Source organism: Schaalia sp. 19OD2882, from assembly GCF_018986735.1.
GTDB lineage: Bacteria > Actinomycetota > Actinomycetes > Actinomycetales > Actinomycetaceae > Pauljensenia.
In genome coordinates, this window is the sequence record NZ_CP065521.1 from 374,529 (window position 1) to 401,486 (window position 26,958).

22 protein-coding genes are annotated in these 26,958 nt (G+C 69.4%); 17 read left to right on the forward strand and 5 right to left on the reverse strand.

Going from position 1 to position 26,958, the window contains the following annotated elements:
• From I6B53_RS01575 to I6B53_RS01600, 6 genes are all read left to right on the forward strand, one after another.
• The gene (locus tag I6B53_RS01575; RefSeq protein WP_216764545.1) at positions 1 to 726 is read left to right on the forward strand and encodes an ABC transporter ATP-binding protein; all 726 of its coding nucleotides are present in this window, start codon (positions 1 to 3) and stop codon (positions 724 to 726) included.
• Positions 723 to 1,274: an FMN-binding protein gene (locus I6B53_RS01580; protein ID WP_216764546.1), complete on the forward strand. Its 552-nt coding sequence runs from the start codon at positions 723 to 725 to the stop codon at positions 1,272 to 1,274. Before I6B53_RS01575 ends, I6B53_RS01580 begins: the two co-directional genes overlap by 4 nt.
• 2 nt (positions 1,275 to 1,276) lie before the next feature.
• A complete protein-coding gene (locus tag I6B53_RS01585) occupies positions 1,277 to 2,458 on the forward strand; it encodes an FAD:protein FMN transferase (RefSeq protein WP_216764547.1) in 1,182 nt (393 codons plus the stop codon).
• A gap of 10 nt (positions 2,459 to 2,468) precedes the next feature.
• On the forward strand, positions 2,469 to 2,693 hold the full coding sequence (locus I6B53_RS01590) for a FeoA family protein (protein ID WP_216764548.1): 225 nt from the start codon (positions 2,469 to 2,471) through the stop codon (positions 2,691 to 2,693).
• The gene (locus I6B53_RS01595; protein WP_216764549.1) at positions 2,690 to 4,909 is read left to right on the forward strand and encodes a ferrous iron transporter B; all 2,220 of its coding nucleotides are present in this window, start codon (positions 2,690 to 2,692) and stop codon (positions 4,907 to 4,909) included. The genes I6B53_RS01590 and I6B53_RS01595 overlap by 4 nt, the downstream gene beginning before the upstream one ends.
• A 74-nt stretch (positions 4,910 to 4,983) precedes the next feature.
• Positions 4,984 to 5,199: a hypothetical protein gene (locus tag I6B53_RS01600; RefSeq protein WP_216764550.1), complete on the forward strand. Its 216-nt coding sequence runs from the start codon at positions 4,984 to 4,986 to the stop codon at positions 5,197 to 5,199.
• Positions 5,200 to 5,306: 107 nt separating this feature from the next.
• On the opposite strand, the gene I6B53_RS01605 is transcribed toward I6B53_RS01600, so the two are convergent.
• The gene (locus I6B53_RS01605; protein WP_216764551.1) at positions 5,307 to 8,546 is read right to left on the reverse strand and encodes an FAD-binding and (Fe-S)-binding domain-containing protein; all 3,240 of its coding nucleotides are present in this window, start codon (positions 8,544 to 8,546) and stop codon (positions 5,307 to 5,309) included.
• Between the two features lie 16 nt (positions 8,547 to 8,562).
• Here I6B53_RS01605 and I6B53_RS01610 point away from each other — a divergent pair, with 16 nt between their 5' ends.
• Positions 8,563 to 9,924, forward strand: coding sequence for a hypothetical protein (locus I6B53_RS01610; protein ID WP_253953920.1), 1,362 nt, complete (start codon positions 8,563 to 8,565; stop codon positions 9,922 to 9,924).
• 13 nt (positions 9,925 to 9,937) lie between these two features.
• Here the strand turns inward: I6B53_RS01610 and I6B53_RS01615 are convergent, their stop codons facing one another.
• The 3 genes from I6B53_RS01615 to I6B53_RS01625 form a co-directional block, all read right to left on the reverse strand.
• Positions 9,938 to 11,041: an alpha/beta fold hydrolase gene (locus I6B53_RS01615; protein WP_216764552.1), complete on the reverse strand. Its 1,104-nt coding sequence runs from the start codon at positions 11,039 to 11,041 to the stop codon at positions 9,938 to 9,940.
• A 39-nt stretch (positions 11,042 to 11,080) separates the two neighbouring features.
• Complete coding sequence (locus I6B53_RS01620) at positions 11,081 to 12,247, reverse strand: homoserine O-acetyltransferase (protein WP_216764553.1); 1,167 nt, start codon at positions 12,245 to 12,247, stop codon at positions 11,081 to 11,083.
• A 113-nt stretch (positions 12,248 to 12,360) separates the two neighbouring features.
• The gene (locus I6B53_RS01625; RefSeq protein WP_216764554.1) at positions 12,361 to 13,710 is read right to left on the reverse strand and encodes an O-acetylhomoserine aminocarboxypropyltransferase/cysteine synthase family protein; all 1,350 of its coding nucleotides are present in this window, start codon (positions 13,708 to 13,710) and stop codon (positions 12,361 to 12,363) included.
• A 516-nt stretch (positions 13,711 to 14,226) separates the two neighbouring features.
• Here I6B53_RS01625 and I6B53_RS01630 point away from each other — a divergent pair.
• Complete coding sequence (locus tag I6B53_RS01630; protein ID WP_253953921.1) at positions 14,227 to 15,549, forward strand: C40 family peptidase; 1,323 nt, start codon at positions 14,227 to 14,229, stop codon at positions 15,547 to 15,549.
• A 59-nt stretch (positions 15,550 to 15,608) separates the two neighbouring features.
• Here I6B53_RS01630 and I6B53_RS01635 read toward each other — a convergent pair whose 3' ends face one another.
• Positions 15,609 to 16,118 (reverse strand): inorganic diphosphatase, encoded by a 510-nt coding sequence (locus tag I6B53_RS01635; protein ID WP_216764555.1) that lies wholly within the window; start codon positions 16,116 to 16,118, stop codon positions 15,609 to 15,611.
• A gap of 109 nt (positions 16,119 to 16,227) precedes the next feature.
• Here I6B53_RS01635 and dacB point away from each other — a divergent pair, with 109 nt between their 5' ends.
• The 9 genes from dacB to I6B53_RS01680 all read left to right on the forward strand — a co-directional run bounded on the left by dacB (position 16,228) and on the right by I6B53_RS01680 (position 26,936).
• A complete protein-coding gene (gene dacB, locus I6B53_RS01640; RefSeq protein WP_216764556.1) occupies positions 16,228 to 17,607 on the forward strand; it encodes a D-alanyl-D-alanine carboxypeptidase/D-alanyl-D-alanine-endopeptidase in 1,380 nt (459 codons plus the stop codon).
• Between the two features lie 84 nt (positions 17,608 to 17,691).
• Complete coding sequence (locus I6B53_RS01645) at positions 17,692 to 18,561, forward strand: zinc-dependent metalloprotease (RefSeq protein ID WP_216764557.1); 870 nt, start codon at positions 17,692 to 17,694, stop codon at positions 18,559 to 18,561.
• A complete protein-coding gene (gene tilS / locus I6B53_RS01650; RefSeq protein WP_216764558.1) occupies positions 18,551 to 19,696 on the forward strand; it encodes a tRNA lysidine(34) synthetase TilS in 1,146 nt (381 codons plus the stop codon). Before I6B53_RS01645 ends, tilS begins: the two co-directional genes overlap by 11 nt.
• A 91-nt stretch (positions 19,697 to 19,787) precedes the next feature.
• Positions 19,788 to 20,342: a hypoxanthine phosphoribosyltransferase gene (hpt, locus tag I6B53_RS01655; protein WP_216764559.1), complete on the forward strand. Its 555-nt coding sequence runs from the start codon at positions 19,788 to 19,790 to the stop codon at positions 20,340 to 20,342.
• Positions 20,343 to 20,392: 50 nt separating this feature from the next.
• The gene (gene ftsH / locus I6B53_RS01660) at positions 20,393 to 22,435 is read left to right on the forward strand and encodes an ATP-dependent zinc metalloprotease FtsH (protein WP_216764560.1); all 2,043 of its coding nucleotides are present in this window, start codon (positions 20,393 to 20,395) and stop codon (positions 22,433 to 22,435) included.
• Positions 22,432 to 23,001 carry a GTP cyclohydrolase I FolE gene (gene folE / locus I6B53_RS01665; protein WP_216765279.1) on the forward strand — a complete coding sequence of 190 codons (570 nt, stop codon included), beginning with the start codon at positions 22,432 to 22,434 and terminating at the stop codon, positions 22,999 to 23,001. The genes ftsH and folE overlap by 4 nt, the downstream gene beginning before the upstream one ends.
• Positions 22,998 to 23,843, forward strand: a complete 846-nt coding sequence (gene folP / locus I6B53_RS01670; protein ID WP_253953922.1) for a dihydropteroate synthase — start codon at positions 22,998 to 23,000, stop codon at positions 23,841 to 23,843. The genes folE and folP overlap by 4 nt, the downstream gene beginning before the upstream one ends.
• A complete protein-coding gene (gene folK, locus I6B53_RS01675) occupies positions 23,836 to 26,445 on the forward strand; it encodes a 2-amino-4-hydroxy-6-hydroxymethyldihydropteridine diphosphokinase (protein ID WP_216764561.1) in 2,610 nt (869 codons plus the stop codon). Before folP ends, folK begins: the two co-directional genes overlap by 8 nt.
• Entirely contained in the window at positions 26,442 to 26,936 is a 495-nt protein-coding gene (locus tag I6B53_RS01680) for a DUF3180 domain-containing protein (protein ID WP_216764562.1), read from the forward strand. Before folK ends, I6B53_RS01680 begins: the two co-directional genes overlap by 4 nt.
• The last annotated feature ends 22 nt before the right edge of the window (positions 26,937 to 26,958 follow it).

The following is a 26,958-nucleotide window of genomic DNA, read 5'->3' on the forward strand; positions in this document are numbered from 1 at the left end:
ATGACCGAAGAACAGATGACGCCGCTCCTGGACCTCGACGAAGTCTCCAAGATCTACGGTGACCTGCACGCCCTGGACAACGTGTCCCTGAAGATCGGGCGCGGGGAATGGGTGTCCATCGTCGGCCCCTCCGGCTCGGGCAAGACCACGCTGATGAACATCGTCGGCTGCATGGACACCGCCTCCAAGGGCAGGGTGCGTCTGGACGGCCGGGACATCTCCGACCTGACCGGCGACGAACTCACCGAGATCCGCCGCTCCACCATCGGCCTGGTCTTCCAGCAGTTCCACCTCATCGGGCACCTCACAGCGCTGGAGAACATCATGGTCGCCCAGTACTACCATTCGATGCCCGACGAGAAGGAGGCGATGGAGGCTCTTGACCGTGTCGGCCTGGCCGACCGTGCCACCCACCTGCCCCGCCAGCTCTCCGGCGGTGAACAGCAGAGGGTCTGCGTGGCGCGCGCCCTCATCAACTACCCGAAACTCATCCTCGCCGACGAGCCGACCGGCAACCTCGACCAGACCAATGAGCGGATCGTCCTGGACCTGTTCGCCCAACTCCACAAGGAGGGCACGACCCTCATGGTCGTCACCCACGACGCCCTCGTCGCAGGTCAGGGACAGCGTGAGATCGCCCTCGACCACGGGCGGATCCTCAAGGAGACATGGCACGACCACGACACCGTCAGCGCAACCGGGAAGGACAAGGTGGACCTGCGATGAGCACCACAAGCAGAGCCGTGAAAGCCGGAATCGTGGGACTTGGCGCAATGCTCCTGGCGGCCTGCTCGGCCTCGTACGACATCGACATGAGCGTGCCGATGAAGGACGGGCAGTGGAGCGGACGCTCCAATGCGGACGACCAGGGCGCCGTCGGTGTCATCACGATCACCGTCGCCGGAGGCCAGATCACGAACACGACCTTCGAAACCCTCAAGGCCGACGGTTCGGACAAGGACGGCGACTACGGCAAGGACTCCTCGGGTGAGGTCTTCAACAAGGACTACTACGAGAAGGCCCAGCGGGCGGTGGAGTCCTATGCCCGTTACTCGCAAGAACTCACCGACAAGGACGATCCGACCAAGGTCGACGTCATCTCGGGGGCCACGGTTGCCCACAGGCAATTCATGCAAGCCGCCATCCGCGCGATCTCCAAGGCCCAGGGGGTCGACGACTCGGGTGCTGACGAGGTGGAAATCCCGGGCCTCAAGGATTCGACCGGCACGGGGGACTCCGACCTGGACAAGGACCTGGGCGGGACGGACAAGTAGCCGTGGACGCCTCACCGGTGGTGGCCTTCGGTGTCGACCAGGACGGGGACGAGGCCCAGTGGCGCGTGTCCTTCCCGGCAATGGGCACGCGGATCGACCTGACCGGCTCGGGAGGTGACCTGCGGCGGATCACTGAGGTGGCTTGCCGGACAGTGGCCGAGTGCGAGTCCCTGTGGTCGGTCTTCCGTCCGGACTCCGACATTTCCCGCATCAACGCGCACTCGGGTCCGTGCCGGGTCGACCAACGCACCGACCGGCTTCTTGACGACGCCCGTGCCCTGGCGGCGGCCACCGGAGGCGCCTTCACGCCCGTGGCCGGGGCATTGGTGCGTCTGTGGGATGTCAAGGCGGCCCGCGGACACTTCCTTCGCACGGGCACCCTCCCGTGCCCTCCCTCCGAATCGCAGTGTCGACGCGCAGCCGCCTTGTGCGATCCCTCCCTGCTGCACCGGGACGATGCCGGACGGTGGAGCCTTGCACCGGGGCAGGGGCGCGACACGGGAGCTGCGGGCCAGGAGCCTGACGGCGGGCCCCGGGTGGATCCGCACCGTGCAGGGCAGCCATGGCAGCGCCCCCTTCTCGATCTGGGCGGGATCGCGAAAGGGGCGACGGCGGACGCCGTGCGGGACGCCGTGCGGGAGGCGGGGGCGCGAAGCGTCCTCGTGTCCGTGGGGACCTCCTCGATCACTGCCCACGGCCCGGGCCCGCACGGTCGCCCGTGGCGCGTGGGTCTGCGCGCCGTCGGTGCGGCGGAGAACGAGGCGGTCGGTCACCTCGCGCTCACCGACGCCTGCCTGTCGACCTCGGGCGGTCACGCCCCTTGGGCCCCCTCCACGAGGACGGAACTGCCCGCTCGCAGGACCGGCCAGGGAATCCTCACGCACTTCACACACGACACTTTCGATCCCCGTAGCGGCCGTCCAGGGAATTCAGGCATTCGTCAAGTGAGCATCGTGTGCGAATCCGGTGTCATGGCCGAGGCTCTGTCCACTGCACTGCTCGTCGCGGGCCCCGGGTGCGTGGACGGGGAGCGTCTGGGCGCATGGGCCGCCATCCGGAATGTGTCGCCGCGATGGGAACGGGTCATCATGGGGGAGCGGGGCATCGAGGCCTCCGATGGTGCCGGGTGGAGGCCGGGCCCGCAGGCCAAGCCGCGAAAGGAAACGGAACCAAGCGACGCCTAAACTGGGAAACATGAACCTGGCCTCATGCAAGACCAGCACACGGGGGCGCCTCGTGTCCCTTGGTGTCGACCCGGCCCACACCCTGCGTCTGCAGGAACTCGGAGTTCGCCCCGGAGCAGAGTTCTTCCTCACCAACCGCGCTGCCTTCGGCGTCGTCGTCGTCAACATCGCCGGAGCGCGGATCGCAGTCGACTCCCACTCGGCCCGACTCATCGAGGTGGAGACCCTCGCATGAGCTGCTCCAAGTGCAGACCGGGCAGGGGCACGGACCTCGTCGAAGAGGAAAACGCCGACACCCCCCAGAACCCGACCGTCCTGCTCATCGGCAACCCGAATGTCGGCAAGTCGACCCTGTTCAACACCCTCACCGGTGCGCGGCAGGCAGTGGTCAACGCCCCCGGCACCACGGTCGAGGTCATGCAGGGAACCTGGTCGGCCCTCGGCGCGCGACTCCTGGACCTGCCCGGCACCTACTCGCTGATTGCGACCTCGCCGGACGAACAGGTCGTGGTCGACACACTCGCCGGCGCCCCCGGGTCCTTCACCGACGCCGCCAAGGGACGCAGCGTCGACCTCGCCCTCGTCGTCCTGGACGCCACCGCACTGACCCGCTCCCTGTACCTGGTCGCGCAGGTCGCCCGCACCGGACGCCCCGTCGCAACCGTCATCACCTTGGCCGACGTGCAAGAACGCGAAGGGGAGTCCATCGACTCCGCAGCGCTGTCCGCCAGCCTGGGCGTACCCGTCATGATCATCGACCCGCGCACCTCCGCCGGGGTGGCCGGCCTGGAGGACATGGTGCGTCTGGCCCTGTGTCGCCGCCCTCGTGTCAAGCACATCAGGCCGGTTCCCGACGCCCCCGGGTACAACCAGGTCGCTGCAGCTGCCGCCTTGGCAGCCCTTGAACGCGCAGGCGCCGCCGAGGCGGCCGTGGGCGACCGGGGACGAGACCTGCTGGCGCTGAACCCCAGTGGCTGCGGCTGCTCCCACGGGCAGGACGGCGGACCCGCGGGCGGGTGCATGGCCCCCGACTCGACGGCCAGCGCTGCCGCGGCCCTGCACCGCAGTCCCCAGGACGAGGCCGACGACCTGTTCTCGTGGGTCGAACGGGTCGACACCGAGGCCTTCGGCGTGCGAAAGGCCAGCACCACCCTGTCCCTGTCGGACAAGATCGACCGCTTCCTCCTGCATCCCGTGGTCGGCATCCCGGTCTTCTTCGCCCTCATGTGGCTGCTCTTCAAAGTCGCCGGCGAGTGGGTGGGTCCCGTCCAGGACCTCTTCGACGGCTTCTTCACCAGCCAGGACGAGGGAGCATGGTCGCTTGCGAACGCGCTGGACGCCCTGCTGTTCGGGGTCGGCCTGCACGACACGTGGGTCCAGGGACTGCTGGTCGGCGGCCTGTCGACGGGCTTGGGCGTGGTCGCCAGCTTCCTGCCGCTGATGTTCGTCATCTTCTTGCTGATCTCGATCCTCGAAGACTCCGGGTACATGGCGCGCGCGGCATTCCTCGGTGACAGGGTCATGCGCGCGATCGGCCTGGACGGGCGCGTCATCTTGCCTCTCATCATGGGGTTCGGCTGCAACCTGCCTTCGCTCGCGGCGACCCGCACCCTGCCCGACGCCAAGCAGCGCTTGGTGACCACTTTGGTCATCCCGTACACCTCGTGTGCGGCGCGCCTGACGATCTACCTGATGATCGCCCGCATCTTCTTCCCTGCCCACACCGGCTCGGTCGTCTTCGTCATGTACGTGTTCTCGCTTGTGATGGTGATCCTGGGGGCCCTGGTCCTCAAGCCCTTCATCACCAAGGACTCCTCGCAGGCGCCCCTCATGCTGGTCCTTCCCGCCTACCAGGCGCCCCGCGTCCTGGTCACCGTGAAGAACACGGCCATGCGCGCCTGGGCCTTCGTCGCCGGTGCAGGCAAGATCATCATCGTGATGACGCTGGTCGTGTGGTTGATGGGCGCGATCCCGGTGGCCGGCGGCTACTCCTTCGCCCAGTCCGACCTGCCGATGGACAAGTCCCTGTACGGGCGCACCGCGCAGATTCTCGAACCGGTCTTCGCCCCGGCCGGCTTCGGCGAGTGGCACCTGACCGGCGCTCTCATGACGGGTTTCGTCGCCAAGGAGACGGTCATCAGTTCGATCGTCACCTCCTACAACCTCGACCCCGCAGTCGAGGGCGGCGACGCCGAGGACGGTGGCGAGGACCTGGGCTCCCTGCCCGAGCTGGTCACGGGCTCGTTCGCGGCCTCGGCCGGGGACGCGGCCCCGATTGCGGCCTTCGCCTTCCTGGTCTTCGTCCTGACCTACACGCCCTGTCTGGCAACGGTGGCCGAGCAGGCGCGCCAGATCGGCGGGCGCAGGACGGCCGCCGCCGTGGCCGTCCAATTCGGCGCGGCGTGGCTGCTGGCGACGCTCATCTTCCAGGCGGGACGTCTGGTCCTGTGAGCGCGGGGGACGAGAGCGGGGCGCAGAGCCCGGTGCCGCTGGCCGCTCCACATCCTGTGGGGGCGCGTCAGCGCATGTACCAAGTGATGCGCAAGGGGAGGACCGTGCGGGCCGCGGCGGCGGAGGCAGGTGTCTCCGTGGCTCTGGCCGAGGTCATCGTCGACGAGTTCCGCCGTACGGGCCTGTTGGACTCAGCGGATTCCCTGTGCGCCTCGGGCTTGGGGGCGTGCGGTGGGGCAGACTCCGCTGAGGTGCGCCTGCACTGCGCCGGTTGTCCGGTCATGATCTGACTCGGCCCGCCCTCACACCTGGTCGGCCTCGTCGAAGTGGCCCTGACGGACGAATCTCGCGGATCGGCGGACGAATCTCACGGGATGACGGACGAATCTCGCGGGGGTCACTGTGCGCCGAGGCCCGACCCGCCCATGGCCAACAGGGTCGCCAGATGCACACCGCCGCGCCCGGCCAGCTGAGCGGCCTGGGTGCGACAACTGAAGCCATCCGCCAAGTACACGGCGTCCGGATGCTGCTCCAAAGCAGGAAGCAGTGAGCGCTGCGCGACCTTCACCGACAACTCGTAGTGTCCGGCCTCCATACCGAAGTTGCCTGCCAGCCCGCAGCAACCGGAAAGCTGCGTCACGCGGGCCCCCAGGCGCTCCAACAACGCCCGGTCCGCCGACCACCCCATCACCGAATGGTGGTGGCAGTGCGGCTGGGCGACCACCTCGACCCCGGTCAGGTCAGGCAGCGACAGCTGCCCCTCAGGCAGGCTCGTCAACAACTCCGACAGGGTGAAAGTCCCCTTCGAGACCATCGCCGAACGCGGGTCCTGCGGCAGCAGGTCCAGCAGGTCGTCTCGCAGGACGGCCGTGCACGAGGGCTCCACACCCACGATCGGGATCCCATTGGCCGCGAAGGGCGCCAACGCGTCGAGCAGCGCAGTGAGCCTCTTCTTCGCCCCCCTCAGCTGCCCGGTCGTGATCCACGTGAGTCCGCAGCACACATCCGGAGCCAGGATCGGCGCGAAACCATTGGCCTCCAGTACCTGCACCAAGCTGCGCGCCCCCGCATCATCCAGCGTCTGCGAGAAGCTGTCCGCCCACACCAGGACGAAAGGACGAGAGGCGGCCACGCCCTCGTCCCCACGCTTTCTTCCGGTACCGGTGCCCGTTGTCGGAGTCTGCGCGTCGCCCACCGGCGGCATCTGCGAGGTGAGCCCTCGCCGGCCCGCCCACGCCGAGAAGGTCCCCGACTGCAAGGGCGGCATGGGCCGGCGGGGGTCCAGGCCGATCGCGCGGAAGGCCAGGCGCCGCAGGGCCCCCACCGCCAGCACCGCGTTGGAGAGCATCGCCAGGCCCGGCACCTTGGCGGTCAGGCGCGTCCACATCGGCAGCCGGCCGAGCGTGTAGTGCGACAGCGGCCGGAGGCGGCCGCGATGGCGGCGGAAAAGGACCTCGCTGCGGTACTTCGCCATGTCGACGCCGGCCGGACACTCCGAGGAACACGCCTTGCACGCCAGGCACAGGTCCAGCGCTTCGAGCACCTCGGGCGAGTCGATCGCCGCCAGGAGCTGCCCATTCGCCGCATCCTGGAGGGTGCGGGCCCGGCCGCGCGTCACATCCTTCTCCTCGCCGGTGACCGCGTAGGAGGGGCACATGAAGGTCCCGGGCACGCCGGCACGGCACTTGCCCACACCCGTGCACCGGTGGACGGCGGACGTGAAGTCCCCGTGGTCCTCGGCAAAGGAGAAGCCGCCCTCGGCAGGCATGGGGCGCGCGGCGGGCCGACGCAGGTGGGCGTCAAGCAGGTCCACACCGGGTTGAGGGTCCTGAACCAGGGCGGCCCCAAGTCCGCCGCCTTTCCCGCGCTCGGAATTCGTGTCCGCGCGCCTTTGCGCCCGACGGGCATTGGCCTGCTCGGCGGACATGGGAGCGGTCAGCACCCCCGGATTCAGCAGGTTCTCCGGATCAAAAAGGTGTTTGACCTGCGCGAACAAGTCCAGCATGTCGGCGGAGTACATGAAGCGCAGCAACTCCGAACGCGCTCTTCCGTCACCGTGTTCGCCCGAGACGGACCCGCCGTGGCGAGCCACCAGACGGGCCGACTCCTCCAGGAAACGCCGCGAGTGCTCCACCCCGGCCGCGCTGTCCAAGGGCAGGTCCAGGCGCACGTGCACGCACCCGTCGCCGAAGTGCCCATAGAGCAGGCCGTCGACCTCGTGGTCGCGCATGAGAGCCGTGAAGTCCCGCAGGTAGGCGCCCAGATGGGCCGGTGGGACGGCCGCGTCCTCCAGGCCGGGCCAAGCCTGCTCGCCCCCATGTCCTGTCGCAGGATCCACGGGCGTGCGCCCGCCCAACCCCGCACCGTCGGCGCGGATGCGCCACAAGGCGGAGGCCTGACTGCCGGGAGGATAGACGGCGACCGCGTCGGTGCGTGCGGCAGCCGCCAACGCATGGGCGCGCTCCAGCGAGTCCTCGGCGTCACGGCCCCCGACCTCGCACATCATCCACCCCTCGCCCTCGGGCAATGCGGGGACTGCGCCGGGGCCCTTGTGTCGGCGGACCACATCGACCAGACGCGAGTCCATGCCTTCCACGGCCAGCGGCTCGTGGGCCAGCAGGGACGGCACGTCGTCCGCAGCGGCGATCATGTCGGGGTAGCCCAGGACGACCAGGACCGGTGCGGTCGGCAGTGGCACCAGGCGCACGGTCACGGACAGGACGGTGACCAGGGTCCCTTCCGTGCCGACCAGCATGGCGGCGAGGTTCCTGCGGCCTTCAGGGGTGAGGTGTTCGAGGGAGAATCCGGAAACCTGCCTGCCGAAGGTGCCCAGTTCACGGCGAACCAGCGCCAAGTTCGCGTCGACAAGCGCCGCAAGACCCGGCACCTCGGGCACGGTGGCGTCGTGGCTGGTCGTGGCAATGAAGCGGCGTCCCTGCCCGTCCACACAGTCCAGGGCGACGATGTTGTCCGCCGTGCGCCCCCACGCAGTGGCGTGCGGGCCGCAGGCATTGTTGCCGACCATTCCGCCGATGCTTGCCCGGTTCTGGCTGGAGGGGTCCGGCCCGAAGCGAAGTCCGTGGGGCGCTGCGGCCTCCTGGAGGGTCTGTTGGATGCAGCCGGGCTCGACAAGCGCGGTGCGCGCCTGGGCATCGACGGACAGGACCCGGTTCATGTGCCGGGTGAAGTCGATGACCAGGCCGGGTCCGACGGAGTTGCCGGCGCAGCTGGTGCCTCCGCCCCGGGAGGTGACCGGCACGTGGCGCTCGCGGGCCAGGTCGAGGGTCGCCAGGACGTCCTCGACGCTTCGCGGCATGACGACGGCCAACGGGGGCACCCGGTAGTTGCCTGCGTCGGTGGAGTATCTGGCGCGTGTGCCCGCCGAGTCGTCGACCTCGCCGTCAATGCGTTGACGCAGGTCATTGACGAAGGCGCGTGCGCGCGAGGGCTCGGCCCAGGAGGCGGGAGGGGGCGGGGGTGCGGCGGGGGTGTGGGCGCTCACGGAGTCGATTCTTCCATCGGAGGGAGCGTTGGGGGTGGGAGCGTCCGCAGGTGGTCGAAGAGGTCGACGCGGGGTGTCCGATTCCGACCCGCCCGCCTTTCTCGGGGACTTCCGCGACCTCTGTGGAACAATCATTGAGAAGCGTTCTGTGATGTCCAGACAGGAGTGGTCGATGGCGCTCTTCGAGTTCGAGGACGGCCGACTCGTCCCGGCCCAATTCGGTCGCCGGGTGAACGGCGGATTCAACACGGCCCTCATCGACGCCGTGTGCGCCCAGGTCCTTGAGATCGTTTCGCGCCCGCTGTTCCCCATCACATGGCGTGACATCACGCGCATGTCGGATGCTCGCGAGGACGGCGCGCGACTGACCGCGCTGGACGCCTCCGGGCAGGTCGTCTCCGTCGAGATCATCGACTACTTGGACTCCGACGTGCTCATCGCCTCCCTGGCGCGTTTGGCCGACACGGCCGCCCTGTCCTGGGCGGAACTGGCGCGTGAGTACCCCGGTGATCTCGAGAGTTTCCGCTCCGGGTGGATCCGCTTCCGCGACTCCATGCCGCCCTCGCCCGGGTCGGGTCCCCGCTTGGTGATGGTGGCCGGCGGCATCGACCCCACTGTGCGTCCCGCTTTGGACATCCTCACGGCCTCGGGCATCGAGGTGCACGAGATGTCCCTGCGTCAGATGTCGAATGGCCGCTGCTTCCTGGAGGTCCACGCGGTCGGTCAGCGCCTGTACGGTCATGCGACCCAGTTGCTGCTCGGCAGGTCGGGTCAGGAGATCACCGTCGCCCTCGAACCCGGCACCGCCCACACGGCTGCGCAGGTCGCAGCCGCCATCGCCCCGGAGGTCCCGGCGGAGGAACAGTCCGAGGTGACCGTTCCGGCGGCCACGGTCCTGGCCCCCATCGAGGACGCGAGCGACGACGCGGGTGTCGGTGCCGTTTCCGGGGGCGAGGGCGAGGCCGCTGCGCCGGACCCGGATGGCGAGGACGAAGCCCGGGAGAGCGGAGCTCCGTCGGCATTCGCCGAGGGCGGTGCCAGCGAGGAGTTCGCAGCAGCGACGGACGAATCTCACGAAGCGACGGATGGATCTCACGGGGTGACCGACGAATCTGGCGAAGGGGCGGACGAATCTCAGGAGGCGGGGGAGAGTCTGGAGGTGGCTCGGGCTCGCGCGAAGGGCGTGCCCGTGCTCGACTGGGACGCCGCCGGGCTGCGCACCCTTGCCCAGATCATTGCCGAGGACGTCCCCTTGCACTCCTCGCCGCTGCTGGAGCTTCCGCAGGGAGTGCTCCTGTGCGCGGACGGCACGATCCGCATCGGCGGAGTCGTCCACGAGGACCCCACGTTGGCGATGGCCGCCATCAACCGTGCGGACCTGGACGGGTGGAGCCAGTGGCGTCTCGTGGACGGTCTCGGCCCGACGCTGGCCGAATCGATTGACGAGATCAACCGGGAAATCGTCCGCGAGTACAGCCGGGTCCCCGCGCGCGGCCACCGCTCCCGCCACTGAGCGGCGCCGGCACTCACACGAAGGCGCGCAGCCACCTCTCCATCGTGTCCCACACGTGCTGACGCACATCCGGGTCCGACAGGAACAGGTCGTGCCTGCCGGGGAAACGGGCGATGGTCACCTGGTCGGACAGTCGAGCCGAACGCTCCGCATTGACTGTCACGTCCAGGACGACGTCAGAGGTGAAGACCTCCGGCCCCCACTGCTCGCCGAAATAGGTCGAGGTCGACATCATCGACAGCACCGGGCACTCCACGTGCACCGACTTGTCCACCAGGTCGTGGCCGGCCATGACGGCCTCCAACCAGCCGGCGAAGACCGGGTAGGAGCCAGGACGCTTCCACTCGGTGGCGTAGTGCCACCCGGAGATGCCCGGGTCGGCCGGGTCCGCACAGCGCAGGCGCTCGGGCGGTGCCAGACCCGACTCGCTCCACCCCCCGCGCAGGGAGCGCGAGTAGTGGTCCGGGCCTTCACCACTGGGAACCTCCCACTTCGGATTCGACGCGGCCACCCGCTGCAACACCTGCTGTGCCGCCGGGCGGATCGACGCCATCGTGTGCATCTCCAGCCACGCCGAATCGAGTACGAGGCCCGCCACGGCGCCGGGGTGCCGGTGCGCCCACAAGGTGACCAGCAGCCCGCCCGTCGAATGCCCGATGAGGACCAGGGGCAGTGACCCGACCTCGTCACGGATGACCTCCAAGGCCTCGGAGAGGTCCTCGTCGTAGGTCGCCATGTCGTCGACGTACCCGATGGTCTGCCCCGGGCGCAGGCTCCGCCCGTACTTTCGCAGGTCGATCGCGTAGAACGCACCGCCGCTGCGGGCCACCGACTCGGCCAGCTCGACCTGGAAGAAGTAGTCGTTGCGTCCGTGGACGTACAGGGCGACGAAACGGAAGGGTTCGGGGGCCTGCGCCTCCGGCTCCCACGTGGGGCGGTGTCGCACCAGGGTTGCCACGCACTCGCCTTCGTCATCGGGCTCCAGTGGCAGGGTGCGCGATTCGAAGCCGGGGCCCAGGATGTCGGTGCGCCACACGTCGACCGGCGGCGGCCCCTGGGGACCCCACGGGGCCAGGACGTCGACCTCGTCGGCGGGGCAGGGAGGGACTTCGCTCATCCCCCCAGAGTACGCAGGCCGGCCCGCCCTCGTCCTCCCTCAGCTCAACAGACTCGACGCCCGCCGAGGGATCCTCTGGTGCAAGAACTCATCCAACAAAGCCGTGAGCTGGTCGAACTCGATGAGGAACCCGTCGTGACCGTGGTCGGAATGGATCTCGCGGTAGAAGGCGCCGGCCACGCCCTCGGCAATCTGCCACACCTGCTCGGGGAAGAACAGGCGGTCCGAATCCACCGCCACCACCAAGGTTCGCGCGGACACGGACTTCAGCGCCTCCTTGACCCCGCCACGGTCCCGCCCGATGTCGTGCGAGATCATCGAACGCGAGATCGCCACATACGACCCGGCGTCGAAACGGCGTACCAGCTTGTCCCCGTGGTGGTCCAGGTAGGAGGCCACCGCCAGGCGCCCTCCGTGCAGCGGATCCTCTTCGTGCTGGGGCACACGGCCGAAACGCGTGTCCAGCTCGCCGGGCGAGCGGTATGTCGTGTGCGCGATCTGGCGGGCCAGGGCCAGGCCCGCCGTCGGCCCGACCTCGCCCTCGTGGTAGTCGCCCCCCGCCCAGGCCGGATCCAACTCGATCGCTCGGATCTGCGTGTGCGCCCACGCCGCCTGCTCGGCCGTGGTCTGCGCCCCTGAGGCCACCACCAGCAGACGCTCCACGCACTCGGGATGGGTCACCGCCCACTCGATGGCGCGATGCCCGCCCAAGGACGCACCCGCCACCAGCGACCACCTGCGGATCCCGAGGAAGTCGGCCAGGCGCTTCTCGGCCGCCACCTGGTCGCGGGTGGACACGACCGGGAAGCGGGAGCCCCACGGCCGCCCGTCCGGGGCGGGTGAGGACGGCCCGGTCGACCCCTGGCAGCCGCCGAGCACATTGGCGCACACCACGAAGTACTTCTCCGTGTCGATGATCTTGCCGGGCCCGACGATCTCACCCCACCAGCCCTCGGTGGGCTGGCCGGAGGCGGCGGGCCCTGTGACGTGCGCGTCCCCGGTCAGGGCGTGCTCGATGAGGACCGCATTCGATCCCTCCTCGTCCAGACTCCCCCAGGTCTCGTAGGCCAGGCGCACCTCCGGCAGCACCTCCCCGTTCTCAAGGCGCAACGGCCCCAGGGCGACGAAACGGCGGAAGGCGGCGGGGTCGCCTTCGTGCCAGCCTCCTGAGACGGGGGCGGGTGGGAGGCTGCGTCGGTGGGACATGGGCGGTTCCTCCTACGGTTCTCCTGCGAGGCGGGTGGTCGGGTCTGCCGACGGCGAGGGCGGGGCGCCCGAGGGGGTCGGGTGAGGTCGGGGCGCTTCGAGTGCGGCGCCCCTCAGGCATTTCCTCCTTCGAGCGCGGCGCGGGCGGCGGCCAAGCCCAGGTCGAGGTCGGCCAGGATGTCGTCGATGTGTTCGAGCCCGATGGACAGGCGCACGGTCCCGCCCTCGATCCCTGCCGCTCGAAGCTCGGCCTCGCTGAGCTGGGAGTGGGTGGTCGACGCCGGGTGGATGACCAGCGACTTGGTGTCGCCGATGTTGGCCACGGTCGGAAGCAGTTCGAGGGCGCTGGCGAAGGCCTTTCCGGCGGCGGCGCCGCCCTCGATGACGAAGCTCAGCAGGCCGGAGGCGCCGCGCGGGCTGTACTTGAGTTGGAGTTCGTGGTGCGGCGAGGACTCCAGGCCCGCGTAGAACACATTGCGCACCTGCGGGTGCGCTTCCAAGTGGCGGGCCACCGCCAGGGCGTTGTCGCAGTGTCGCTCCATGCGCAGGGACAGGGTCTGCACGCCCTGTTCGACGAGGAAGGCGTTGAAGGGCGAGGTGACCGCCCCGAGGTCTCGGTTGACCAGCGTCTGGATGCGTAGGAGGAAGGCCAGGTTTGCGCCCAGCGCCCCGCCCACCCCCAGATCGCGAGCGAAGACCAGACCGTTGTAGGACTCGTCGGGGGTGTTGAACAGGGGGAAACGCTCCGCTTGGGCGGCGTAGTCGAAGTTGCCCGAGTCGACGACGACTCCTGCCATCGCGGTGCCGTGCCCGCCCAGGTACTTCGTCGCCGAATGGACGACGATGTCGGCTCCCCATTCGATCGGCCTGATGAGGTAGGGCGTGGCGACGGTGTTGTCGACGATGAGGGGCACTCCGACCTCGTGGGCGGCGGCTGCGACGGTCTCGATGTCGAGGATGTCGCCAATGGGGTTGGGGATGGCCTCGCCGAAGAAGGCGACGGTCTTGTCGTCGGCCAGGGCTTTCCACTGCTGGGCGTCGCGCGGGTCGGCGACGAAGCGCGCCTCGATGCCCAGGCGTCCCAGCGTGTTCTTGAGAAGGGTGACGGAGCCCCCGTAGAGCGAGGGGGAGGCGACGATGTTGTTCCCGGAGACACCCAGGGCGAGGATCGCCAGGGCCGAGGCCGACTGGCCGGAGGAGACCAGCAGGGCGCCGACCCCGCCTTCGAGGGCGGCGATGCGTGAGGCGACCGCATCGGTGGTGGGATTCGTCAGGCGGGTGTAGATGGGGCCGAGTTCGTGCAGGGCGAAGCGGGCGGCGGCCTGTTCGGCAGAGTCGAAGGCGTAGGAGGCGGTCGGGTGGATGGGCAGGGCGGTGGCGCCGGTTGCGGGATCCAGGTCCCATCCTGCGTGGATCTGTTTGGTTTCGAAGGACCAGTTGGCGGCGTTCGAGTGCTGGGTCATCGTGGGGCTCCTGTGGGTCTTGTCGTGAGGAGCGGGAGTGGCCCGATGGGGGACGAGGTCGTCGCTGCGCCGTCGGGGTCTCCCGCTGGTCGGGCGCGATCGTGGCCGACCGGTGGGGCGCGACTGCACGGTGGACTCCATGCGTGAGGTGGGCGGGGCTGGCCCCGGCGCGACCTGGCGAGAGCTGACGTGCAGTCAGCTGGGCATTCGAGCGAACATGTCGGCCACGCTACGGGGTGGGCGAGGCGTGCGCCGGTTGACGTTCAAACTCTGGGACATCGTGACCTCTCCCTCGTCCTCCCCGCCCTCTCTCCGCCGGATTCGTCGGTCAAGCCGGATGGGTCGGGTTTCGGTGGGGGCGAGGGCGGAGCGGGGTGCCAATGGGGAGGCTGGTGACAATGTGACTTCTGAGAACAAAGTGGGATAATGTTGCATGAGTTGCGTTTGTTGCTCTAGTGTCGAAGCCGTGCGTCCTCGGGCGCACAGTCCCTCGTATCCGATGACAGGTGGAATCTGGTGGCCGAGAACCCGCGAGCGTGGGCACCACGCAAGCTCCGGACCGTCCTCGTCGCGCTGCTCACGACGTGCGTCATGGTCCTTCCCGGAATCGCCCAAGCGACGCCCTCCGAGGACGACATCGCCCGAGCCAAGGCGGCGGAGGAAGCCGCCAGGCTCTCGGTTGCCCAGATCGAGGTCGCCCTGGCCAATGCGACAGCGGCAGCCGACACCGCCCTCGTCGAGGCCCAGAAGGCTGCCGAGGAGTACAACGGCGCCCTCTACGCGCTCGAACAGGCGACCAAGGCCGCCGACAAGGCCCAGTCCGAGGCCGACGCCGCACAGTCGGCGTTCGAGGTCTCGCGCCAGAAGATCGCCTCCATCGCCCAGACCGCCTACCGCGAGGGTGGGGCCTCACTGGATTCCCTGAGCCCCTACGTCAGTGCCGACGGTCTGCGCGATGTCGAGACCCGCAGGTCGACCCTGAAGTCCTTCTCGGTCAACGCCGACGACAAGATGCAGGAAGTCGCTGCGCTCGAACAGGTGGCCAAAGTGATGCAGGCCGCCGCCGCCAAGGCCCGCGACCTGCAGGCCAAGGCCACCGCCGAGTCCGAGGCCCGCGCCGACGAGGCCCGGGCCGCCGCTGACGCGGCGGTCGAACAGAAGGCGGCCACCGAGATCCAGCGAGAGGCCCTTGTCACCGAACTGGCCAAGCGTCAGAACACCACTGTCGCCCTGGTCAAGGAACGTGAAGCCTTCCTCGAGGCCGAACGTCGCCGCGCCGCCGAAGAGGCCGCGCGCAAGGCCGCCGAGGCCGAACGCCTTCGCCTGGAGGAAGAGGCGCGTCAGCGCGCCGCCGAAGAGGCCCGTCGCCGCCAGGAGCAGGCCGAAGCCCAAGCACAGGGCGGAGACGACGGCGATGACGACGGCTACGAAGAACCCGCCCCGAGCAGCCCTGCACCCGCCCCGGCTCCCGCAGGAAATGCCAATGCCGTGCAAGGCGCCATCGACTTCGCCTACTCGGTCCTGGGCTCCCCCTATGTGTGGGGCGGCGAAGGTCCCGGCTACGACTGCTCGGGCCTGGTCACGGTCGCCTACCGGACCCAGGGGATCTACTTGCCCCACTGGTCGGTGGCCCAGTACGACTCCGGCACGAAGGTGCCCGTCGATGCCGCGATCCCCGGCGACCTGATCTTCTGGGGCGAGGGCGGGACGCCCTACCACGTGGCGATCTACTTGGGCGACGGCCAGATCATCGAGGCACCGACCTTCGGTGTCCCGGTCCGTGTGACCGGCATCTACAACTGGGGTTCAGTCATGCCCTACGCGGTGCGCGTCGCCTGAGCGTCCGCCGGCCACCCGCACGAACCGGTGTGGCCCCAGGCCCGGCCGCAGTTGCGGCCTCAGTGCGCAGGGGCCTGACCTGAAGCCTCGACGTCCTTCAGGCGCTGGAACGAGCGGCGGATCTCGGCCTCGGCCTCGTCCCGGCCCACCCAGTGGGCGCCCTCGACGGACTTGCCGGGCTCCAGGTCCTTGTACACCTCGAAGAAGTGCTGGATCTCCAGGCGGTGGAACTCGGACACGTCGTCGATGTCGGTTCTCCACGAGGCGCGCTGGTCGGAAGCGGGAACGCACAGGACCTTGTCGTCGCCGCCCTTCTCATCGCGCATGCGGAACATGCCCAGGGCGCGGCAGCGGATGACGCAGCCGGGGAACGTGGGTTCTTCCAGCAGGACCAGGGCGTCCAGCGGATCGCCGTCCTCGCCCAGGGTGTCGTCGATGAAGCCGTAGTCGTCGGGGTAGCGGGTGGAGGTGAAGAGCATCCGGTCCAGGCGGATCCGACCCGTCTCGTGGTCGATCTCGTACTTGTTGCGATTGCCCTTGGGGATCTCGATCGTCACGTCGAATTCCACGTCGTGCTCCTTGTCTGGTCAGCCGCGCGCCTCCGCAGCGTGGGTCGTTGCCGTCCCGTCCCGGGCCAGGCACTAGGGTTGACGAGGACGACGACCTCGGGAGGCCCTCATGCGACGCGGGACTGTTGCAGCGATTCTAGGCGCATCTGTGCTGGCACTGGCTGCAGCGGGCTACGTGGTGCTCGACGGGCGCGACCTCGCGCCCGGCGTCGTCACTGCAGCCGGGGCCGTTCGTCCCGCAGATCCTCCCACCTTGAGTGCCCAGTCCGGACAGCCCGTCGCAGACCCCGCCCAGTCGGAGGGTGCGCCCGTGTCGGCCTCGGCGGTCGAAGCCGCTTGGGGTGCCGCCCAGGCGGCGGCCGCCGACGGCAAGTGGCGCACGTGGGCCCATGTCGTGGACGCCTCCACGGGAGACGTCCTGCTGGACTCGGGTGGCTCGCAGGCCCACACGCCGGCCTCCATCACCAAGGTCCTGTCCGCCTTCACGGCCCTGGCACACCTGGACCCCTCCGCCCGCCTGTCGACCGGCACCTCCCTGCAGGGCACCGACCTGTACCTGTGGGGGCAGGGGGACCTGTTGCTCGGTGAGGGCGCGGGCAATCCGGCGACCACCAATGGCCACGCCGGTGTCGGCGACCTTGCCAACCTGACTGCGACGGCCCTGAAGGACAAGGGTGTGACGCGCGTGGTCCTGCATCCGGCCACGGATCTTTTCGCAGGCGAGTCGCACCTGGGGGCCTGGGCGGGCCAGGAGGTCGCCAACTACGAAGGCCATGTGGGCGCCATGGCCGTGGACTCCGGGCGAGTCAACGGCGACAGCATGAACTTCGTCCCCGACCCGGAGCTCTCCGTCGCCGAGATCCTTGCCGCCCACCTGCGTTCGGCGGGGGTCGAGGTCGAGATGGCGGGCGCGGCTGCGGCGCCGGCCTCCGCCACCGAACTCGCGCGGGTCGACTCGGCCACACTCGCCCAGCAGATCCGCTACTTCCTGCAGGAGTCGGACAACACGATGGCCGACCAGTACTGCAGGCTGGCTGCACATGCGGCCGGCGCCGAGCCCACCTACGCCGGTGCCACGGCCCTGGTGCTCAAGGACCTGACGGCCGGGGGAGTCTCGGTCGAGGGAATGACGTTGGAGGACTGCTCTGGCCTGTCCACCAATGACAAGATCCCCGGTTCGGTGCTCACAGGTGCCATTCGCGCCTCACTGGCCTCCGACAGGCCGGCGCTTGCGGACCTGGCCAGGTCGCTGCCGTGGGCGGGCCTGCAGGGCACGATGCACAACCGCCTGGAGGGCGCCAGCACTGCGGGCAATGTGCAGGCCAAGACCGGGTCCTTGGCCGCCGTCTCCTCCCTGGCGGGCGTGGTGACCACCTCGAGCGGGCGCACTTTGGTCTTCGCCGTGGGAAATGACGGGGTGCCTGACGACGCGGCGGCGCTGACCCGCCCGCACCTGGACAACTTCGTGGCGGCCCTGGCGGCTCTGTGACGACCGGGGCCGCGACCTCGGTGGCCACCGCGCGTGGACGCCGGCGGCCACTCCGGCCGAGGAGGGCGCCTCTAGACTGAGGACATGTCGGTTTCCTCCTCTCGCGAGCTCATCGCACGTGTTGCCGGTGCTGCGATCTCCGCCGGCCCGCGGGTGCCTGTGACGCGCGCAGCGGCCGTCGTCGCCCGACTGCGCAAGGCCGTGCGCTGGTCCGATTCGCGTCTGGCCGAGGTGTGCGTCCTTCCCCCGGACCTTGCGACCGAGGTGGTGTCTTTGGTGCGTCGGACTCCGGTGGAGATCCTGGATCGCAAGGGTGCGTGGAAGGTTGCCGTCCACGCGGTCGGCGCCATGGGGCACCGCTCCGGCCTGGAGCTGCGGGCCAGTGCCTTGGTCGGTGCGGCGATGCTCGGACGTGACGTGGTCACCCGCCTGACCGGGATCTGGGACGAGGAACGCGGGACGCGTGTGCTGGTGGCGCCCAATGTCCTCGACGAGGTGCGGCGTCTGGCCCTGGATGAGAAGGACTGGTGCCGCTGGGTGTGCCTGCGCACGTCCTTGGGTGCCCTCCACCACCTCCTGGCCCCTCACCTTCATGACCACCTCACGCACCTGTTGCGCACCCTGCCGGACTCGGGTGAGGAACTTGCCCGTTTCCTTCTCCTGTCCGACGCTGTGGCGCGTGCGTCGATGGATTCACTGACCACGGCGGACATGCCGTCCCTGCGGTGGATCCGCTCGCACGAGTCCTTCCGTGTGGACCCGGCGCATGTGGCCCTGGTTCGTGCCCTGACCAGGGGAGGGGCGGACGTGCCCGCCGCCGTGGCCGATGTGGGTTCCTTCGCGCATGAGGTCGTGGCCGGTGGGGAAGTGGCAGCCCTCTTCTCGCGTCCCGAGGCCCTGCCGAGCGTCGCGGAGTACGGCGACCACGCCGCTTGGGCGCGCCGTGCCCGGTGACGAGGGCGAGCGCCGCCCACGCGCATGTGACCTCGTCGGAGCCAACCCGTCGGGCGTCCTGTCGCGCCTGGACCTGGCAGTGCGCCGCGCCCTCCTTCCCTTCCGCAGTGACGGTGCCCGGGACCTCCTCGTCGGCCTGTCCGGCGGAGCCGACTCCATGGCCCTCGCCCTGGCCGCAATTGACGTGGGAGCACGCCTGGGCATGAGGGTCCACTGTCTGACGGTCGACCACGCCCTGCGCGACGGATCGGCCGAGGAGGCCGCCCTCGTCATCGAGTGGGCGCGGCACCTGGGGGCGCAGGCGGACGGCGTGCGGGTGAGGCCGGGGCGTGAGGGCGGGCCCGAAGGGGCGGCGCGTGCGGCTCGGCGGCGGGCACTGTCGGAGCGGGCGCGGCAGATCGGCAGGGCCGGCTCGGGCCACCCCGACTGCGGCCGGGGCGGCGCGGGGCCCGCGGTCGCCGTCCCTATCCTCCTTGGCCACACGGCCGATGACCAGGCCGAAACGGTCCTGCTGCGCCTGGCCAGGGGATCCGGGGCCCGATCCCTTCGGGCAATGTCCCCGTGCGTGGTGGACGAGGACGGGACGGTGTGGCTGCGTCCACTGCTCGACCTGCGACGCGCAGACCTCCGTGAGGTCTTGGTGACACTTTCCCTACCGTGGGTGGAGGACCCGACGAACGCCGCCGACGGCCCTTGGCGCGCCGCCGACGGCTCGCCCCTCAGACGCGCGGCCGTGCGCGAGAAGGTCCTGCCCGCCCTGGCCGAGGCCCTCGGAGTCGACCCCGTTCCCGCCCTGGCGCGAACGGCGCGCCTCCTCGCACGTGACGACGACGCCCTCGATGCCCGCGCAGCGGACCTCAGGAGGGCCGCCACCGGGCAGAATCCGCAGGTCCTGGTACTGGAGGAGCTGATTGGGGCACCCGATGCCCTCCTCACGCGGGTCCTGCGCGACCACCTCCTCGCCAACGGCGCCCGTGCGGGGGATCTCGCCTCCACCCACCTGGCCCGTGCCTGCGACCTCGTCACCCGGTGGAGCGGTCAGGGGCCATTGCAGCTTCCGGGCGTGGAACTCAGGCGCGAACGGGATGCGACAGGGGCCGCCGTCCTTGTCGCGCGTGCACCCCGACCGAGGTGACCGGCGGTGCGGGAGGACGGCGAGGTGTGGCACCCTTGAGGGCGTCGCGTCCTCGACCAGGGGACGTGTGGACGTGGGAGAAGGGCACACGGTGGACGCCACTGACATGGGTGAGGACCTCAAGAACATCCTCGTGGACGAGGACGAGATCGACCGACGACTCACGGAGATGGCACACGAGATCGACAGGGACTACGTCGGCAAGGAGATTCTGGTGGTCGGTGTCCTGCGTGGAGCCGTCATGGTCATGGCGGATCTGTCGCGCAAGATCCACACGCCCCTGACCATGGACTGGATGGCCGTGTCCTCCTACGGGTCGGGCACGAAGTCCTCGGGCGTGGTGCGCATCATCAAGGACCTCGACACCGACATCCACGGACGCCATGTCCTCATCGTCGAAGACATCATCGACTCGGGTCTGACCCTGTCGTGGCTGCGCAAGAACCTGGAGTCGCGTGGAGCCGCATCCGTGCGCATCGCGACCTTGCTCCGCAAACCCGAGGCCGCCAAGGTCGACGTGGACGTGGCCTACGTCGGTTTCGAGATCCCCAATGAATTCGTCGTCGGCTACGGACTGGACTACGCCGAGAACTACCGCCACCTGCCCTTCGTCGGTACGCTGGCACCTCACGTCTACGGAGGCTGACGACGCCCGGAAGGCACGCAGGTCCTGGTACGCACAACGAAGGGAAGTCCGTGGCGGAGAACACGAAGACAAGAAGGATCAACTGGGCATGGGTGGCCGTGCCCCTGTCGGTGCTGCTCATCGGCGGATGGTTCCTGTGGCAGCTCTTCCAACCCCGCGTGGTCGACACCTCCGAAGGCCTGGAGATCCTCAAGGGCGACTCCGTCGAGCGGGTCGTCGTCAATGAAGGCACCCAGCAGGTCAACCTCACCCTGACGAAGGACTGGATGCACAAGTCCACCGGCCAGGGCGACCAGGACCGCAACCTCGGCAAGGACATCGCCTTCACCTACTCCCACGCCCAGACCAAGGACATCCTGGACACGGTCGGCAAACTCGACCCCAAGCGCGGCTGGAACGCCCTGTACCCGCAGACCAGCGTGCTGGCGACCCTGCTGCAGATGCTGCTGCCCATCGTCATCCTGCTGGCCGCCTTCTGGTGGATCATGTCGAGCATGTCCGGTTCACGCATGATGGGTGGATTCGGCCAGTCCAAGGCCAAGGAGTTCAACCAGGAGAACCCGGAGGTCACCTTCGACGACGTCGCCGGCGAGGACGAGGCCGTGGAGGAACTCGAGGAGATCCGCGAATTCCTGGCCTCCCCGGAGAAGTTCCACCGCGTGGGCGCCAAGATCCCCCGAGGGGTCCTGCTCTACGGTCCTCCCGGAACCGGCAAGACCCTGCTGGCCAAGGCTGTCGCCGGAGAGGCCCACGTCCCCTTCTTCTCGATCTCCGGCTCGGAATTCCTCGAAATGTACGTGGGTGTGGGTGCCTCGCGTGTGCGTGACCTCTTCGCCAAGGCGAAGAAGTCGTCCCCGGCCATCATCTTCGTCGACGAGATCGACGCCGTGGGTCGTCACCGCGGCAGCGGCATCGGCGGCGGCAACGACGAACGCGAACAGACCCTCAACCAGCTGCTGGTCGAGATGGACGGCTTCGACGACCGCGCCAATGTCATCCTCATCGCCGCGACGAACCGCCCCGACATCCTTGACCCGGCGCTGCTGCGCCCGGGGCGCTTCGACCGTCAGATCGCCGTGGAGGCCCCCGACCTGAAGGGCCGTGAAGCCATCCTCAAGGTGCATGCGGCAGGCAAACCCATGACCCCTGAGGTCGACCTGCGCCAGGTCGCCAAGCGCACCCCCGGCTTCACCGGCGCCGACCTGGCCAATGTCCTCAACGAAGCCGCCCTGCTCACGGCCCGTTCGAATGCGGATCTCATCGACGACCGCGCCATCGACGAGGCCATCGACCGGGTGGTCGCAGGCCCCCAGAAGCGCACCCGCGTCATGAACGACCACGACAAGGCCGTCACCGCCTACCACGAGGCCGGTCACGCCCTGTGCGCTGCGGCCCTGAACCACACCGACCCGGTCACCAAGGTGACGATCCTTCCGCGAGGCCGCGCTCTGGGCTACACGATGGTCATGCCCACCGAGGACCGCTACTCCAAGACCCGCAACCAACTGCTCGACAACCTCGTGTACGCCATGGGCGGCAGGGTCGCGGAGGAGATCGTCTTCCGTGACCCTTCCACCGGCGCGTCGAACGACATCCAGAAGGCCACCGAATCCGCGCGCGCCATGGTCACCGACTACGGCATGTCCGAACGGGTCGGCAATGTGAAGCTCGGCCAAGCCGACACCGACCCCTTCATCGGTCGTGACATGGGACGCGGGCCGGGTCGCACCTACTCCGACGCCATTGCGGCCGTCATCGACGAGGAGGTCCGTGCCTTCCTGGACGCCGCGACCCGCGAGGCCTGGGAGATCCTCAGCCGCAACCGCGACGTCCTGGACACCCTGGCTCAGCGTCTCCTGGAGGAGGAGACCCTGGACGAGGCCGCCTTGGCCGCAATCTTCGAGGGCGTGCGCAAACAGCCGGACCGGCCCGTGTGGAACTACCTCGACGAGGCGGCCGTGCCCGGTGCCGTCTTCGGCCGGCCGGTGGTGGGTTCGTCCGAGGACCTGGCCCACCTGCGGGCCTCGTCGGATGCGGGGACGCCCGGGGCCGCCGCAGACGGGGAGCCGACCCAGGCGGACCAGGAGCTCTGATGTACGACGAGGACGGCGTCGTGGCCGCCGTGCGCGCCCTGCTCGAGGCGGTGGGGGAGGACCCCGACCGTGAGGGGCTCAAGGAAACCCCCGAACGCATGGGACGCGCGTGGAAGGAGTTGCTCGCGGGCTTGGGGCAGGACCCGCGTGAGCACCTGCGCACCGTCTTCGAGGCCGGCACCGACGAACTGGTCCTCGTGCGTGACATCCACTTCCACTCCGTGTGCGAGCACCACCTGCTGCCCTTTGTCGGGCGCGCCCACGTCGGCTACATTCCGCGCGGTGGCCGCGTGACGGGCCTGTCGAAGCTGGCGCGCCTGGTCGAAGGCTATGCGCGCCGCCCCCAAGTGCAAGAGCGCCTGACCGCCCAGATCGCAGACGCCCTCGACGAGGTCCTTTCGCCTCAAGGAGTCATCGTCGTCATCGAGGCCGAGCACATGTGCATGTCCATGCGGGGCATCCGCAAACCCGGCTCCTCCACGGTGACCTCCGCGCTGCGCGGCATCATGCGTGACGGGAGGACCCGAGCCGAGACGATGTCCCTGGTCCTCGGGGGTCCGCGATGACGCCCTCGCACTTCGGCGGAGCGCTGATGCCGGCGGGGGTGTCCTTGCCGTCGGGACGCACCTTGGTCATGGGCATCCTCAACGTCACTCCCGACTCCTTCTCCGACGGGGGGCGTTGGACGGACCCGGCCGTGGCGCTCGAGCACGCCCTCACCATGGTCGAGGACGGGGCGGACATGGTGGATGTGGGCGGAGAATCGACCCGCCCCGGATCCCACCGCATCGATGCCGAGGCCGAGTGGCAGCGGATCGGCACAGTCATTGCCGCCCTGGTCGAGGCCGGGATCGTCGTGTCCGTGGACACCCTGCACGCCCGGACCGCTCGCCGCGCCGCCGACGCGGGCGCGGCGATCGTCAATGACGTGTCCGGCGGATGCTGGGACCCCGACATGAATGCGACCGTGGCCGCCACCGACTGCGCCTACGTCATCCAGCGCTACGACGCCCTGCCGGGCACGCCCCAGGAGCACTTCGACCACGGGCCCGATGTCGTCGCCACCGTCATCTCCCGCCTGCGCGCCCAAGTGGATGCGGCCCTGCAGGCCGGCGTGGACGCGCGGCGCATCGTCGTGGACCCGGGGCTCGGCTTCTCGTTGACCAACGACCAGTGCTGGGCTCTGGTCCACCGGATCGAGGAACTCGACACATTGGGCCACCCCGTCCTGGTGGGTGCTTCTCGCAAGAGATTCCTCGCTGACTCGCCTCTTGAGGACCGTGACGCGGCCACTCACGCCGTCACGGAGGAGGTTTCTCACAAGGGAGTGTGGGCCGTTCGTGTGCACGAGGTGGCTCCCAGTGCCAGACTCGTGGGACAGGGGGGAAGGAGGCAGGGCCATGGGTGAACTCCTCGATGTCATCACCTTGGACGGACTGTGCATTGACGGGGTGCACGGAGTCCTTGACTCCGAACGCGCGGCGCCCCAACCTTTCCGCGTCGATGTGCGCATGTGGGTCGACTTCAGCGCCGCCGAAGACAGCGACCAGGTCACCGACACCGTCTCCTACGCGGATGCGGCGGCCATTGCCGCCGAGGTCGTGCGCGGCAGGCCGGTGCGACTCATCGAAACCCTGGCCACACGCATCGCCCGCCGGATCCAGTTGGACCCCCGGGTTCGCGGCGTCCAGGTCACCGTCCACAAGCCGGAGGCGCCCATCGGCGAGTCCTTCCGCGACGTGTCGGTCAGTGTCACCCGCGGCGAGGCGGCCCAGCAGGTGGTCACCCATGAGGTGCCCGAGGCCCTGCGCGTCACCCAGCAGATCGACGGCCGGACCGTGACGATCACCGGCTCCCAGGCGCCGCAGGTGCTTGCGGTTGCACGCTCACTGCTGGACCTCCAGCAGGAGGTGACCCTGACGGGGCCCATGGCCGAGGGCGTCGAGACCGGACGGGTCCTGGCCGATGTCCCCGACGTTCCGCTGCCTGCGGAGTTCACGCGAACGATCGAGATGCCCGTCGTCGCCGAGGCGGCCGGGCCCGGGTCGTCACCGTCGGCTCGGCGCTCACGCTCGGCGCGCTCACGCGGCTCCCATGCGGCGCCCGGCACGCGTTCGGCCGCCCGCGCCGAACGCGCCCGGGCCAGTGTCACGCAGGGCGAACACAAGGCCGTGGTCCTGGCACTGGGCGGCAACGTCGGCGACGTGCCGACGACCTTGCGTGACGTCATCGAAGTGCTGGTGGGTGTGCCCGGGGTGCGCGTGGACGAGGTCTCGCCGCTGCTGCGCACCAAGGCCGTCCTGGCCCCTGGCCAGGACGTGCAGGAGGACCACTGGAATGCCGTGGTCCTTGCACACATGAGCCTTCCTCCCGAGGAGCTGCTCGAACTGGTGCGCGCCCTCGAGGACGAATTCGGGCGTGAGCGCCACGAACGATGGGGCGCCCGCACCCTCGACATCGACATCATCCAGTACGAAGGCGTGCGCAGTGACGCGCCTGAACTCACCCTGCCGCACCCGCGGGCCCACGAACGCGCCTTCGTCCTGGCGCCCTGGCTGCTGGCCGATCCCGATGCGCGTCTGGACGGACACGGTCTGGTCGCGGACCTGCTGCCCGAGGCCCCGGACCTGACTGGAATCCTCGACGCCGTCCAGGACTGGCTGGAGGATCCCGGCGCCGTCATCGCGGACTCGGACGCCCACCTGACCTCCGTGGACTCCGCGAAGGCCCTGGACGTCGAGGTCCGCTCCCTGCCCGACTCCGAACCTGCAGGCGAGGCGGCCCGCGGCGCCTCCGACCCGTCCTCGTCGCGCCGTGGGGCCGAGCCGGTCGTGCGGGTCACCCAGTTGCCCGACCCCGCCCAGCGTGAGCCGGAGCCTTTGACTCCTGAGGAAGAGGTCGTCTGGCGTCAGGTCTGGGCCCGTTGGTCCGGCGATGACGAGGGCGGGGCCCCGGGCGGCGAGGGCGTGGAGCCCGTCGCCCAGGCGGGTGTGGGCGCAGCGCCCGCCCACGTGGGGGACGCGCCCTCCGAGGAGTCCATCGACACCCTGCCCCGCGTGGTCGAGTCCGGACTCGATGGCGGTCGGCCCACGCCTTCCCCCGACCAGGTGGCCCCCTCATTCGACGAGGCCGAGGTACCTTGGCCGGACCTCGGACCCGCGGCGCAGATCCCGTGGGAGGACGCCGGTGACGCCCTCGTCCCGACCGTGCCGGTCGACCGGGTGGACACGGGAGAACAGTTCGCGCCGCCTCCGCCCCCGCCGCCCGCACCGATGACGGCGCCCGCTGCGGAGCCTCCTGCCCCGGCACCTCCGGAGCCCGTCGTCGTGCAGGCGGCGCAGGCCAGCTCGGTCATGTCCGTCACCCCGCGACTGCGCAAGCGCTCCGAGAACCCGCGTCTGGCCCGTGGCGCCCAGCGCCCAAAGTGGGTCCCGCTGGACGAGTCCGAGATCGCCCTGCGTGCGGCTCGCAACACCGAGCCCGAGCCCGATGCGCGTCCCGAGTGGTACTCGGCGCTGAACTGGGACGAGTCCACAGGCACTGGCCAGGCCCAGGCGGGCCCGCGCAAGGAGAGCGTCGAGGACCTGCCCGCATGGAGTTTCCCCGTGGGCGCTGTGCGGATCGTCGACGAGGACATCCACGACGATCGCGTCGAGCTGACAGTGGTCGATGCGGAGTCGGTGACGGTCATCTCGACCGACAACCCGTCCGACTACGACAGTGCTTCTGTGTCTTCGCAGGTCATGGACGCTTCGGCGAATGCCCGCGTGAGCGGGCCCGCCCGGGGGACCACCGTGAGGCGCTCGGTGGCCACACCGGTCCTCGTCACGCGCGCCAGTGCCACGACCCCGGTCCGACGCTCGGTACTGACCCCGGAGATGTCGCATGACGGACGCCGCGGAATCGTCCAGGAAGAGGTCACCGGGACCTCCGTCCACCGCAAGATCACTGTGCGCCCGACCGTGACCGGCCAGATCGCCCTGGCACGCCGAGGTGAGGACTTGCCGTGAAACCCGTGGCACCAGTGCTGCTGGTCGTGATCGCCGTGGTCACGGGAGCCACCAGCGGCTTGGCCACCGCAGTGGTGCTCTCCTCCGGAGGGACTCCGACGCCGCCGACCCCGTTCATGTCGGTGCTCTTCGTCATGTTCGCCCTGGTACTCGTGTGGCTGGGCCTGCACGTCAAACGACTGCGCGCCCACAAGGAGACGTGGATGCGGCCTCTCGGGGCGGCCCGAGTCGCTGCGCTGGCCCGGGCCAGCGCATGGGTCGGGTCCCTCATGACAGGCGCATTGGGTGGTCTGGCCGCCGTGTGCCTCACGCGCATGCAGGCGCAGATGCTTGTCCACGCGGCACTGTGGGCGGGGCTTGCCGCTGTGTCCGCCCTCGGCTGGGGCGTGTGCGCGGTGATCGTCGAGCGTTGGTGCATCGTGGACACCAGCGATCCCGACTCCGATGACGAGCGAGGCCTCTTCGACGACGCAAGCACCTCACCCGCCTGACAGGTCGAGGAAGCCGACGCAC

What these genes read in the sequence shown, in the direction of transcription:
- I6B53_RS01575 (WP_216764545.1), top strand. Translation starts at nt 1, where the DNA reads ATGACCGAAGAACAGATGACGCCGCTCCTGGACCTCGACGAAGTCTCC.
- I6B53_RS01580 (WP_216764546.1), top strand. Translation starts at nt 723, where the DNA reads ATGAGCACCACAAGCAGAGCCGTGAAAGCCGGAATCGTGGGACTTGGC.
- I6B53_RS01590 (WP_216764548.1), top strand. Translation starts at nt 2,469, where the DNA reads ATGAACCTGGCCTCATGCAAGACCAGCACACGGGGGCGCCTCGTGTCC.
- I6B53_RS01595 (WP_216764549.1), top strand. Translation starts at nt 2,690, where the DNA reads ATGAGCTGCTCCAAGTGCAGACCGGGCAGGGGCACGGACCTCGTCGAA.
- I6B53_RS01600 (WP_216764550.1), top strand. Translation starts at nt 4,984, where the DNA reads ATGTACCAAGTGATGCGCAAGGGGAGGACCGTGCGGGCCGCGGCGGCG.
- I6B53_RS01605 (WP_216764551.1), bottom strand. Translation starts at nt 8,546, where the DNA reads ATGATTGTTCCACAGAGGTCGCGGAAGTCCCCGAGAAAGGCGGGCGGG.
- I6B53_RS01610 (WP_253953920.1), top strand. Translation starts at nt 8,563, where the DNA reads ATGTCCAGACAGGAGTGGTCGATGGCGCTCTTCGAGTTCGAGGACGGC.
- I6B53_RS01615 (WP_216764552.1), bottom strand. Translation starts at nt 11,041, where the DNA reads ATGAGCGAAGTCCCTCCCTGCCCCGCCGACGAGGTCGACGTCCTGGCC.
- I6B53_RS01620 (WP_216764553.1), bottom strand. Translation starts at nt 12,247, where the DNA reads ATGTCCCACCGACGCAGCCTCCCACCCGCCCCCGTCTCAGGAGGCTGG.
- I6B53_RS01625 (WP_216764554.1), bottom strand. Translation starts at nt 13,710, where the DNA reads ATGACCCAGCACTCGAACGCCGCCAACTGGTCCTTCGAAACCAAACAG.
- dacB (WP_216764556.1), top strand. Translation starts at nt 16,228, where the DNA reads ATGCGACGCGGGACTGTTGCAGCGATTCTAGGCGCATCTGTGCTGGCA.
- I6B53_RS01645 (WP_216764557.1), top strand. Translation starts at nt 17,692, where the DNA reads ATGTCGGTTTCCTCCTCTCGCGAGCTCATCGCACGTGTTGCCGGTGCT.
- folP (WP_253953922.1), top strand. Translation starts at nt 22,998, where the DNA reads ATGACGCCCTCGCACTTCGGCGGAGCGCTGATGCCGGCGGGGGTGTCC.
- folK (WP_216764561.1), top strand. Translation starts at nt 23,836, where the DNA reads ATGGGTGAACTCCTCGATGTCATCACCTTGGACGGACTGTGCATTGAC.